The following is an 11767-nucleotide window of genomic DNA, read 5'->3' on the forward strand; positions in this document are numbered from 1 at the left end:
GATCGTCAGGCCGCGGTCAGCGCCGGGATCCCAGCAACTGGTGCAGGTTCCAGCCGGGGGACGAGGAGGGCGCCGTCCTGGTCGCCCGCGGTTCCGGGTCCGGCAGGGCCGGGCACACCGCGTCGGCGGCGCCGGAGCCGCGCGGCACCGTGCCGTCCGCCAGGTAGGCGGCCAGGTAGGTGTCCAGGCAGCGGTTCCCGCTCAGCGTGATGCCGTGGTTGCCGCCGCCCTGCTCGACCACCAGGCTGGAGCCGGCGAGCAGGCGATGGACCGTCAGGCCGCCCTGGTACGGGGTGGCCGCGTCGTTCGTCGCCTGGAACAGCAGCGCCGGCGGCAGACGGTCGTTGGCGACGCTCGTGCGGCGCAGGGAGGCCGTCGGCCAGAACGCGCAGGGCGCGTTGTACCAGGCGTTGCTCCAGGCCATGAACGGCGCCCGTGCGTACACCGCCCAGTTGTCCTTGCTCCACTGCCGCCAGTCACGGGGCCACGAGGCGTCCCGGCACTGCACCGCGGAGTACACGCCGTAACCGTTCTCGTCCGCGGCGCTGACGGCACCGATGTCCCGGTACGCGTCGAGCAGTGGGCCGGAGTCGTCGCGGTTGACGTAGGCGGCGAGGGCCTCGGCGAGATGGGGCCAGTAACCGTTGTAGTAGCCGCCGGGGATGTAGGTGTCCTCCAGTTCGGAGGCGCCCACCTTGCCGCCCGCGGGCTTGCGGGCCAGTGCCGCGCGCATCGCGTACCACTTGGCCTCGACCTGCCGCGGATCGGTGCCGAGCCGGTACCTCGAGTCGTGCCGGGCGATCCACGCCATCAGGGCGCGGTGGCGGTCGTCGAAGGCGTAGTCCTGGGCGATGTTCGCCTCGTACCAGACGCCGTCCGGGTCGACGACCGAGTCCAGGACCAGGCGGCGAACCCGCAGCGGATGGAGCTTGGCGTAGACCGCCCCGAGGTAGGTGCCGTAGGAGTAGCCGAGGTAGCTGATCCGCTCGGCGCCCAGGGCTCTGCGGACGGTGTCCATGTCCTGGGCGGCGCTGACCGTGTCGAGGTAGGGCAGCACGCTCGCGTACTTCTTGCCGCAGGCCGCGGCGAAGGCCCGCACACGGGCCAGGCCCGCCTTCTCCAGCGCGGGGGTGGCGGGGACCGTGTCGGGGCGCACGGGGGCGAAGTAGCCGGGGTCGCAGTTCAGCGCGGGCGTGCTCCTGCCGACACCGCGCGGATCGAAGCCGATCACGTCGTACTGGGCGGCCACCGACCCGGGCAACGCGGACGCGACGAAGCCGGCCAGCGCCAGACCGCTGCCGCCGGGGCCGCCGGGGTTGACCAGCAGCGGGCCCTGGTAGGTCGCCGCGGTGTGCGGGACGCGGGACAGGGCGAGCGTGATCTGCCGTCCGGCCGGGTTCGCGTGGTCGAGCGGCACGCCCAGGGTCGCGCACTGCAGTGTCGGGTAGGCGGTGGTGCCGCACTTCTTCCAGGTGAGTCCGGCGGCGGACGCGGCCGAGGACGTACCCGCGTCGGCGGGCGCGGCCGTGACCGACCCGGCCAGGACTGCGGCGGCAGCGCACAGCAGGGCTGCGCGTGTTCTCATGGGTCCTCCCGGGACGGAGGGCGGCGGTGACCGCGAGGCTCACGGTCCTTGCCGCATCGTCCCGGGATGCGGGCCCCGGGGAACGTCCCGCCGCGATACTTGACCCGATCGGGCCGCGGGATCCCCCGAACGCTCTCACAGCAGACTGAGTTGGACCGGCCCGGACGTCTCCGGCTCCGACGTCTCCGGCTCCGACGTCTCCGTTGCCGCCTGCGGCGAAGCCGGCCGGCGGTGCGTGCCCGCGCGGGTGGGGCCGATGCCGAACTCCCGGGCCAGCTCGTGCACCTGACGGGTCACCATGCGCTGGTACCACTTCGGCGCGTAGGCGCCCTCCGTGTACAGCCGCTCGTAACGGCGCACCAGATGCGGATGGTGGTCGGTCAGCCAGGCCGTGAACCACTCGCGGGCCCCGGGCCGCAGATGCAGCACCAGCGGGGTCACGGAGGTGGCCCCGGCGGCCGCGATCGCCCGTACGGTGGCCCGCAGCTGGTCGGGGTGGTCGCCGAGGAACGGGATCACCGGCGCCATCAGCACCCCGCAGCCGATGCCGTGCTCGCCGAGCGTCCGTACGACGTCCAGTCGGCGCTCGGGCGCGGGTGTACCCGGTTCCACGGTCCGCCACAGGTCGTGGTCGGTGAAGCCCACGGACACCGAGATGCCGACGTCCGTGACCTCGGCGGCCCGGGTGAGCAGGTCGAGGTCGCGCATGATCAGCGTGCCCTTGGTCAGGATCGAGAAGGGGTTCGCGCGCTCGGTGAGGGCGGAGATGATGCCCGGCATCAGCCGGTAGCGGCCCTCGGCGCGCTGGTAGCAGTCGACGTTGGTGCCCATGGCGATGTGCTCGCCCTGCCAGCGGGGCGAGGCGAGCTGGCGGCGCAGCAGCTCGGGCGCGTTCACCTTGACCACGATCTGCGTGTCGAAGCCGATGCCGGTGTCGAGGTCCAGGTAGCTGTGCGTCTTGCGGGCGAAGCAGTACACGCACGCGTGCGTGCAGCCGCGGTACGGGTTGACGGTCCACTCGAAGGGCATGCGCGAGGCGCCCGGCACCCGGTTCAGGATCGAGCGGGCCCTCACCTCGTGGAAGGTGATCCCGGCGAATTCCGGCGTGTCGAAGGTCCTCGTGGTCACGGCGTCGGCGTCGAACAGTGCGGTGTCGGCCCGGCCGTGCTCGGACTCGGCTGTGAGGTTCTCCCAGCGCATCAGGCCTCCTCGGTAGCGCTGGGACCACAATAGAACAAACGTTCGCATGATCGTGCGAAGGTGGTTTCCGACCGCATCGGACAGCTCGGGGCACCCCGATTTGGGCGGCCCGGGACCGGGGTGGTTGGCTTGACCCAACCCCGAGCACACAGGTCCTGGAGGAACGCAATGGCGCAGGTCGAGGCCACTACGGAGCGGGTCGTCGCGGCGGACGCGGAGAAGGTGTTCGACGCCCTCGCCGACTACACCGGCACGCGCGCGAGGCTGCTCCCCGAGCAGTTCAGCGAGTACGAGGTCCGCGAGGGCGGGGACGGCGAGGGCACCCTCGTCCACTGGAAGCTCCAGGCCACCAGCAAGCGCGTCCGTGACTGTCTTCTCGAGGTCAGCGAGCCCACCGACGGCGAGCTCGTGGAGAAGGACCGCAACTCCTCCATGGTGACCACCTGGCGCGTCACGCCGGCCGGCGAGGGCAGCTCCCGGGTCGCCGTCACCACCACCTGGAACGGGGCCGGCGGCATCGGCGGCTTCTTCGAGCGGACCTTCGCCCCCAAGGGCCTCGCCCGCATCTACGACGCCATCCTCGCCAGGCTCGCCACCGAGGTCGAGAAGTAGACCAACCGCCAAGCCCCTCACGAGGTTTCGCCCCGCCTCACCGGTTCGAGTGGATCCCCACGGAAACCGGCCCGGTGCCGTAACTCGTCGTGCTTGCCCGTAGTTGTCGCAGCCGGCGGCAACGCGGGAACCGCGCGGCAGCGCGACGAGGGGAGCGGTACGTGGGCGGGACGACTCTGGCACAGGACGAACCGGCCGTGGCACCCGGCCGGCCGGCCGTCCCGCCGCCCGCACCGGCCGCCGTGCTCAGCCCCCGCCGGGTACGGCTGGTCTTCGCCGGGCTGCTGCTCGCCCTGCTCCTCGCCGCGCTGGAGCAGATGGTCGTCGCCACCGCGCTGCCGAGGATCGTCGGTGAACTTCACGGCCTGGACCGCATGTCCTGGGCGATCACCGCCTACCTGCTCACCTCCACCGTGGGCCTGCCCGTCTACGGCAAGCTCGGCGACCTCCTCGGCCGCAAGGGCGTCTTCCAGTGCGCGATCCTCGTCTTCGTCGCCGGCTCCGCGCTCGCCGGTCGGGCACAGACCATGGACCAGCTGATCGCCTTCCGCGCGGTGCAGGGTGTCGGCGCCGGCGGGCTCATGACCGGTGTGCAGGCGATCATCGCGGACATCGTGCCGCCCCGCCGGCGCGGCCGCTTCCTCGGTCTGATCGGCGCCGCCTTCGGCCTCGCCTCCGTGGCCGGGCCCCTGCTCGGCGGCTACTTCACCGATCACCTCTCCTGGCGGTGGTGCTTCTACGTCAACGTGCCCTTCGGCCTGCTCACCCTGGCCGTCGTCACCGCCGTGCTGAAGCTGCCCAAGCCGCCCTCCCGGGGTCGGTTCGACCTGCTCGGCGCGGTTCTGCTCGCGGCGGCCTCCACCTGCCTGGTGCTCCTCACCAGCTGGGGCGGCACCCGGTACGCCTGGGACTCGCGCGTCGTCATCGGCCTCGGCGCCGGCGCGGTGGCCGCCACCGCCCTCTTCGTCCTCACCGAGCACCGCGCCTCAGAGCCCCTCGTCCCGCTGAGGCTGTTCCGCGACCCCGTCTTCACCGTCAGCGCCCTGATCGGACTCGTCGTCGGCGTCGCCCTGTTCGCCACCGCCGGCTATCTGCCGACCTACGTGCAGATGGTGTACGGCACCTCCGCCACCGAGTCCGGCCTGCTCATGCTGCCCATGACGGGCGGCATCGTCGCCGGCTCCGTCGTCGCCGGACAGCTCATCAGCCGCACCGGCCGCTACAAGGCCTACCCCGTGCTCGGCGGCGTGCTCTGCGTGGCCGGCATGTGGCTGCTGTCGCGCCTCCAGACCGACACCTCCCGGCTGCACTGCGGCATCTGGATGGCCGTCCTCGGCGCGGGACTCGGCCTGGTGATGCCCGTCCTCGTCCTCGCCGTGCAGAACTCCGTTCCCCCCGCCGACCTCGGCGCGGCCACCAGCGCCGGCAACTACTTCCGGCAGATCGGCGGCAGCGTCGGCGCCGCCGTCTTCGGCACCCTGTTCACCGGCCGGCTCACCGACGCCCTGCACCGGCGCCTCCCCGCGCACGCGGGCACCCGCCCCGCCGCCCCGGAGTCGCTCACCCCGCAGCTCGTGCACGCGCTGCCGCCCGCGCTGCGCGACGCGTGCGTCGCCGCCTACGCCGACGCGATGCCCTGGATCTTCCTCCACCTGGTCCCGGTGCTCGTCGCCGGCCTGCTGCTCGCCTTCTTCCTCAAGGAGAAACCACTGGTGTCCCACAACGCCGCCGCCACCGACCAGGAGACCGTGCCGGTGACCACCCCGATCCCGCAGGCCCGCCCCCAGCCTTCGGCCGGGAGGCCCCCCACCTCGCCTCGCTCGCCGTACACCGCCTCGGTCCCCGTCTGCGGCACGGTGCAGCACTCCGACGGGACAGTGGTGCCCCGCGCCGCGCTCACCCTGATCGACGTCTCCGGGCGGCAGGTCGGGCGGGGCGCCAGCGGCGAGGACGGACGGTACGCGCTGGCCACGCCCGGCCCGGGCCCGTACGTACTGATCGCTGCGGCCGGCGGCCACCAGCCGCAGGCCGTCTCCGTCACCGTCGGTGAACGCCCCGTCGACCTCGATGTCGTCCTCGGCGGCGCCGGACGCCTCGCGGGCAGTGTGCTCACCGCCGACGGCACCCCCGTGCGCGGCGCCACCGTCACCCTCACCAACGTGCACGGCGAGGTCGTCGCCAGCACCCGCAGCGGGCGCGAAGGCGGTTACCTCATCACCGAGCTGGTGGCCGGCGAGTACACCCTCGCCGCCAGCGCACCCGCCTTCCGGCCCGTGGCGCTTCCCGTCACCGTCCAGGCCGCCCGGGAGACCCGCCAGGACATCGAACTCGCCGGCGGCGCCGTACTGCGCGGCACCGTCCGGGCCGGCGGCGGGCGCCCCGTCGAGGACGCCCGCGTCACCCTGCTCGACGCCGCCGGCAACGTCGTCGACACGCTCACCACGGGTGCCGACGGAACGTTCCGGTTCGTCGACCTCGCCTCCGGCGAGTACACCGTCATCGCCGCCGGGTACCCGCCCGTGGCCACGGTGCTGCAGATGGCCGGCGGCGGCCGGACGGAACGCGACCTGCAACTGGGGCACGAGGACGGGCCGGCCCGTCCGACCTGGCCGGCCTGACCGGCTCCGGCCGCCACCGAGGGCTCATAGCGTGCGCCGGAGCGCCGCGCACGGCAATTCCCCAATTGCCGCACACGCGACGTACGGCGGCCGTACCGTGGAGTAGGCAGCACAGATCATGACGTGGATCGTGCGGTGCCGACGGGGAGCCCGCGCATCTAGGGGGAGAGAGGGTCGGGGCCATGGACCGTGGCACGGAAATGGGCGCAGGCCCCGGGGACGGCGCCGCGCCGCGGCATGCCGGGGCCGGCCGGATTCCGCTGGCCGTGGTCGTCGTCGACCGCGACGGCCTGGTGTCGCACTGGAGCACGGGCGCCCGCCGGCTGTTCGGCGTCGAGCGGGAGGACGCCGTGGGGCACCCGGCCGCCGACCTGCTGCCGGTCTCCGGGGCCCTGCCCGACGGCCTCGACGCCGAACCGCTGCTGGACGCCTACGAGCCCTACGAGACGTACGACGAGCTGGGCCCCGACCTGGAGGACTCGCTCGGCGGCCGGACCGCCTACCCGACGGCGGGCCGCGCCCGCATCTCCGCACGGCACGACGGGCCAGGGCAGGACGCACCCGGTGCGGAACCCGGCGGCGACCGGCTCGACGTGCTGTGGTGGGCCTACCCGCTCGTCGGCCCGGGCCCCGCCCGGCTCCTGGTGCTCGCCGCCGACGCCGCCCGGCTGCACCTGGAGCACGGCTACGACGACGAGAGCGCCGAGCGCATCTCGCCCGGCTTCGCCCGCCACACCGAACTCCCCGCCTCCGACGACCTGGCCCGGCGGCTGCCCGAGATCCTCCCCAACATGGGCCCCGGCCTCAGCGGCCGCATCGTCTCCCAGGTCCTCGAACTGGGTTATCCCGTCCTGGAGTTCAGCCAGTTCGACCGGGTGCCGGTGACGCCCGACTGGGGTGTGCCGCGCCGCGCGGGGCGCCGCCCGGTCCACGCCGCCCCGCAGGAGCGGACGGTGCCCGTCGTCCCGGCCGGCGCCGAGAACGACCTGGAGTACGCGGCCGTCCGGGAGCGGCTGGAGTTCCTCAACGAGGTCAGCTCCGGCATCGGCACCTCCCTCGACCTGGGCGAGACCATCCGGGAGGTCACCAGCGCCGCCGTACCCCGCTTCACCGACTTCGCCGGCACCCATCTGCGCGCCGCCGTCCTGGCCGGCGAGGGCTTCCCCGACGGCCCGCCGGACGCGCACACCGTGATGCACCGGGTCTGGGTCGAGCACAACGACGAACCCGGCCGCTGGGACGACACCGTGCCGGTCGGCGAGACCTTCGCGTTCCCCGAGCACACCCCGTTCTACCAGTGCATGGTCACGGGCGAACCGGTCCTGATCCCGCGGGTCACCGAGGAACTCGCCGCCCGTATCTCCGGCGAGTTCGAGAAACGCGACCTCAGGCCGCTCATCAGCGGCCGCTCCCTGCTGATCGTGCCGCTCAAGGCGCGCAACGTGGTCCTCGGCTTCATGGTCCTCATGCGCCGCCCCGACCGCCCCGCGTTCGACGACATGGACCGCACCACGGGCGCCGAACTCGCCGCCCGTGCGGGCCTCGTACTCGACAACGCCCGTATGTACACGTACCAGGAGAACGTCGCCGACACCCTCCAGGACAGCATGCTGCCGCAGGTCGCCCCGCGGATGGCCGGATGCGACGTCGCCACCCGCTATCTGCCCGGCACCCGGCTCGGCCGGATCGGCGGCGACTGGTTCGACACCATCAAGCTGCCCGGCTCACGCACCGCCCTCGTCGTCGGCGACGTCATGGGACACGGCCTCAACTCGGCCGCGATGATGGGCCAGTTGCGTACGGCCGTACAGACCATGGCCGCCATGGAGACCCCGCCCGCCCAACTGCTGCGCAACCTCGACGACCTGGCCCGCAGGCTCGGCGAGAACTACCTCGCCACCTGCCTGTACGCGGTCTACGACCCGATCCGCGGCGAACTGCAGCTCTCCAACGCGGGACACATCCCGCCCGTCCTGGTGCGCGCCGAGGACGGCCGCAGCGAACTGCTCGACCTGCCCACCGGCGCACCCGTGGGCGTGGGTGGTGTCCCCTTCGAGTCCACCGTCGTCCGGGTCTCGCCCGGCGACCGGCTGGTGCTCTGCACGGACGGCCTGGTCGAGGTGCGCGGGGCCGACATCGGCGACGGACTCGCCGCGCTCTGCGAGTCCGCCGCGCACCCCGCGGCCTCCATGGACGACGCCTGCGACACGATCATCCGCGCCCTCAACACGCGCGGCGGACGCAAGGACGACGTCGCGCTGCTCATGGCCCGGCTCAACGGTGTCCCCGCCGGCCACGTCGCCGAATGGCAGCTCGCCCGGGAGGCGCGCGAGGTGACCCGCGCCCGCCGGCTGGTCCGCGACCAGTTGCTCCTATGGGGCCTCGCCGACGCGGTGGACACGGCGGAGCTGCTGGTCAGCGAGGTCGTCACCAACGCGGTACAGCACGGGGACGGCCGGCGGATCGGGCTGCGGCTGGTCCGCACCGACGCGTTGCTGTGCGAGGTCACCGACGACGAACCCGCGCTGCCCGCCCTGCTGGGCGCCGGCATCCACGACGAGGCGGGCCGCGGCCTGCGCGTGGTCAGCCGGCTGGCCCGCGAATGGGGCGCCAGCGCGGCCGGCCACCGCAAGACGGTCTGGTTCGAACAGGCCCTGACGACGGCCCGGTACCGGGGCTGAGGCGTCGTCGGTGGCGCACGATGCGCCGGTGTACCCACCGGTGTGCGCCGGGCTCGAACATCCGGTGAAAGATGGGCACCCGCCCCTTGCCGGTCAGTCCGTGAACGCGATACTTCGATCACGGAACCGACCCTGGGGAGGGCGCATGAAGGTCTCGGAGAACTACCGCGAGAAATGGGAGAGTTACTGGCGGGAAACGTCCGACGCGCGGGGCGAGGCCATCTGGGACGCCGATCCGTCCCTGACCTCCGCGCCGCACAGCGAACTGTTCCTGCCGTACGCGGACACCACACGCCCCATAGTCGACCTCGGCTGCGGCAACGGCACCCAGACGCGGTACCTCGCCACCCGGTTCGCCCGCGCCGTCGGCGTCGACCTCTCGCACGCCGCCATCGAGCACGCGCGCCGCGCCACGGACGGCGACAGCCCCGAGTTCCAGCAACTGGACCTGACCGACACCGAGGCCGTGCGCGCCCTGCACGACCGGCTGGGGGACAGCAACGTGTACATGCGGGCCGTCATCCACCAGAGCGAGCCGGCGGCGCGCCCGTCCGTGGCCGGGGCCGTCGCCGAGATCATCGGCTTTCGGGGGCGGGCGTTCGTGGTGGAACTGACCTCCGACTCCCGGCAGGTGCTGAGCCGTGCCGCCGCCGACCCGGACGGCCCGCCGCCCAAGCTGCGCCGGGTCTTCCAGCACGGGCTCAAGCCCGCCGACGCCGACGACGAGGAGATCCCGGAGCTGCTGCGCAAGAGCGGGCTGGAGATCCTCGCCGACGGCGAGACGACCCTGCCGCAGACCGAGTACCTGGCCGACGGCACGCGCATCGACCTCCCCGCGCGCTGGTTCGTCCTCGCGCGCGCCGCGGCAGGCTGAACGCCGGACGTCAGGACGTGCCGGGTCCTGGCCCGGGGGGCCTTCGGCGCGTAGCGTGACGATGTATGAAGATCCTCATCAGCGCGGACATGGAGGGCGCCACAGGGGTGACCTGGCCGGCCGACGTGCTGCCGGGGACGCCCCAGTGGGAACGCTGTCGCACCATGTTCACCTCGGACGTGGCCGCCGCCGCCCTGGGGTTTCTGGAGGGCGGGGCGGAGCGGGTACTTGTCAACGAGGCCCACTGGACCATGCGCAACCTGCTCCTGGAAGAGCTCGACGAGCGGGTGGAGATGCTCACCGGGCGGCACAAGGCGCTGTCCATGGTGGAGGGAGTGCAGCACGGCGACGTGGACGGCATCGCGTTCGTCGGCTACCACGCGGGCGCCGGCATGGAGGGTGTCCTCGCGCACACCTACCTCGCGAACTCCATCACCGGGGTGTGGCTGAACGGCGTACGGGCCAGCGAGGGCCTGCTCAACGCGCACGTCGTCGCCGAGTTCGGGGTACCCGTCGTCCTGGTCACCGGCGACGACGTGGCCTGCGAGGACGCGCTCGGGTACGCGCCCGGGGCGCTGAAGGTCGCGGTCAAGGACCATGTGTCCCGGTACGCGGCCGTGTGCCGGACCCCCGCCAGGACGGCCGCCGACATCCGCGCCGCGGCCAAGGAAGCGGCGGCCCTGGCGGTCCGTCACGAGCCGGTGCGCGGCGGGCCGTTCACGGTCGCCCTCGAGTTCGACGCCGAGCACCTCGCCCTCGCCGCGACCGTCGTGCCGGGAGTGGACCGTACGGGGGAACGGAAGGTGGCGTACACCAGCGACACCATGTACGAGGGGATCCGTACCTTCAAGGCGGTCACCACGATCGTCTCGGCCGCGGTGGAGGAGCAGTATGGCTGACGAGCGGGCGCTGGACGAGGTCGTCGGGTTCACCTCCGACCTGATCCGGATCGACACCACGAACAGGGGCGGCGGCGACTGCCGGGAACGCCCGGCCGCCGAGTACGCCGCCGAGCGGCTCGCCGGGGCGGGACTGGAACCGGTGCTGCTGGAACGGACCCCGGGGCGCGCGAACGTCGTCGCCCGGATCGAGGGCACCGACCCGTCCGCCGACGCGCTGCTCGTGCACGGTCACCTGGACGTGGTGCCCGCCGAGGCCCGTGACTGGAGCGTCCACCCCTTCTCCGGAGAGATCCGTGACGGCGTCGTGTGGGGGCGCGGGGCCGTCGACATGAAGAACATGGACGCGATGATCCTCGCGGTGGTGCGCTACTGGGCCCGGGCGGGCGTACGGCCCCGGCGGGACGTCGTGGTGGCCTTCACCGCCGACGAGGAGGCCAGCGCTGAGGACGGGGCCGGGTTCCTCGCCGACCGGCACGCGGGACTGTTCGAAGGCTGCACGGAGGCCGTCGGCGAGGCGGGTGCGTTCACCTTCCACGACGGCGGCGGGCGGCAGTTGTACCCGATCGCCGCCGGCGAGCGTGGCACCGCCTGGCTGAAGCTCACCGCGCGCGGGCGCGCCGGGCACGGCTCCCGGGTCAACGGGGAGAACGCGGTGACCAGGCTCGCCGCCGCCGTCACCCGGATCGGCGAGCACAAGTGGCCGCTGCGGCTCACCCCGACCGTACGCGCGGCCCTGACCGAACTCGCCGCCCTGTACGGGGTCGACGCCGACCCGAGGGACGTGGACGGGCTGCTGGACAAGCTCGGCCCGGCCGCGAAACTCGTGGACGCCACCGTCCGGTGCAGCGCCAACCCGACGGTGCTGGAGGCGGGTTACAAGGTCAACGTCATTCCGGGCGAGGCGGTCGCCCATGTCGACGGCCGGTATCTGCCCGGCTGCGAGGACGAGTTCACCGCCACCCTGGACCGGCTGACCGGACCGGACGTGGACTGGGAGTACCACCACCGGGAGGTCGCCCTGCAGGCGCCGGTGGACTCCCCGACATACGCCCGGATGCGGGCCGCCGTCGAGGAGTTCGCACCCGAGGGCCACGTGGTGCCGTACTGCATGCCCGGCGGCACCGACGCCAAGCAGTTCTCGCGGCTGGGCATCACCGGCTACGGGTTCGCGCCGCTGAAACTCCCCGAGGGCTTCGACTACCAGGCGCTCTTCCACGGCGTCGACGAGCGCGTCCCCGTCGAGGCGCTCCACTTCGGTGTCCGTGTCCTCGACCGCTTCCTGCGGTCGGCCTAGG

General features: G+C 72.9%; 8 protein-coding genes. 6 read left to right on the top strand and 2 right to left on the bottom strand.

Annotation, left to right across the window (positions count from 1 at the left end; translation table 11 throughout):
• Nucleotides 1-16: 16 nt before the first annotated feature.
• Nucleotides 17-1585 (bottom strand): alpha/beta hydrolase, encoded by a 1569-nt coding sequence (locus ACFY0F_RS20910; RefSeq protein ID WP_388796062.1) that lies wholly within the window; start codon nucleotides 1583-1585, stop codon nucleotides 17-19.
• A gap of 135 nt (nucleotides 1586-1720) precedes the next feature.
• Nucleotides 1721-2785 (bottom strand): Rv2578c family radical SAM protein, encoded by a 1065-nt coding sequence (locus tag ACFY0F_RS20915; RefSeq protein ID WP_388796065.1) that lies wholly within the window; start codon nucleotides 2783-2785, stop codon nucleotides 1721-1723.
• Between the two features lie 168 nt (nucleotides 2786-2953).
• Here ACFY0F_RS20915 and ACFY0F_RS20920 point away from each other — a divergent pair, with 168 nt between their 5' ends.
• From ACFY0F_RS20920 to ACFY0F_RS20945, 6 genes are all read left to right on the top strand, one after another.
• Complete coding sequence (locus ACFY0F_RS20920; RefSeq protein WP_388796068.1) at nucleotides 2954-3397, top strand: SRPBCC family protein; 444 nt, start codon at nucleotides 2954-2956, stop codon at nucleotides 3395-3397.
• Between the two features lie 161 nt (nucleotides 3398-3558).
• A complete protein-coding gene (locus ACFY0F_RS20925) occupies nucleotides 3559-6015 on the top strand; it encodes an MFS transporter (protein WP_388796071.1) in 2457 nt (818 codons plus the stop codon).
• A 182-nt stretch (nucleotides 6016-6197) separates the two neighbouring features.
• Nucleotides 6198-8696 carry a SpoIIE family protein phosphatase gene (locus ACFY0F_RS20930; RefSeq protein WP_388796074.1) on the top strand — a complete coding sequence of 833 codons (2499 nt, stop codon included), beginning with the start codon at nucleotides 6198-6200 and terminating at the stop codon, nucleotides 8694-8696.
• Between the two features lie 145 nt (nucleotides 8697-8841).
• Entirely contained in the window at nucleotides 8842-9570 is a 729-nt protein-coding gene (locus ACFY0F_RS20935) for a class I SAM-dependent methyltransferase (RefSeq protein ID WP_388796077.1), read from the top strand.
• A gap of 65 nt (nucleotides 9571-9635) precedes the next feature.
• On the top strand, nucleotides 9636-10469 hold the full coding sequence (locus ACFY0F_RS20940) for a M55 family metallopeptidase (protein WP_388796080.1): 834 nt from the start codon (nucleotides 9636-9638) through the stop codon (nucleotides 10467-10469).
• On the top strand, nucleotides 10462-11766 hold the full coding sequence (locus tag ACFY0F_RS20945; RefSeq protein ID WP_388796083.1) for a M20/M25/M40 family metallo-hydrolase: 1305 nt from the start codon (nucleotides 10462-10464) through the stop codon (nucleotides 11764-11766). The genes ACFY0F_RS20940 and ACFY0F_RS20945 overlap by 8 nt, the downstream gene beginning before the upstream one ends.
• Nucleotide 11767 lies beyond the last annotated feature (1 nt).

Origin of the sequence: Streptomyces sp. NPDC001544 (genome assembly GCF_042894285.1) — a bacterium.
Classification (GTDB): Bacteria; Actinomycetota; Actinomycetes; order Streptomycetales; family Streptomycetaceae; genus Streptomyces.

Coding starts and splice junctions, on each gene's coding strand:
- ACFY0F_RS20940 (WP_388796080.1), top strand. CDS start 9,636: ATGAAGATCCTCATCAGCGCGGACATGGAGGGCGCCACAGGGGTGACC.
- ACFY0F_RS20910 (WP_388796062.1), bottom strand. CDS start 1,585: ATGAGAACACGCGCAGCCCTGCTGTGCGCTGCCGCCGCAGTCCTGGCC.
- ACFY0F_RS20930 (WP_388796074.1), top strand. CDS start 6,198: ATGGACCGTGGCACGGAAATGGGCGCAGGCCCCGGGGACGGCGCCGCG.
- ACFY0F_RS20935 (WP_388796077.1), top strand. CDS start 8,842: ATGAAGGTCTCGGAGAACTACCGCGAGAAATGGGAGAGTTACTGGCGG.
- ACFY0F_RS20915 (WP_388796065.1), bottom strand. CDS start 2,785: ATGCGCTGGGAGAACCTCACAGCCGAGTCCGAGCACGGCCGGGCCGAC.
- ACFY0F_RS20945 (WP_388796083.1), top strand. CDS start 10,462: ATGGCTGACGAGCGGGCGCTGGACGAGGTCGTCGGGTTCACCTCCGAC.
- ACFY0F_RS20920 (WP_388796068.1), top strand. CDS start 2,954: ATGGCGCAGGTCGAGGCCACTACGGAGCGGGTCGTCGCGGCGGACGCG.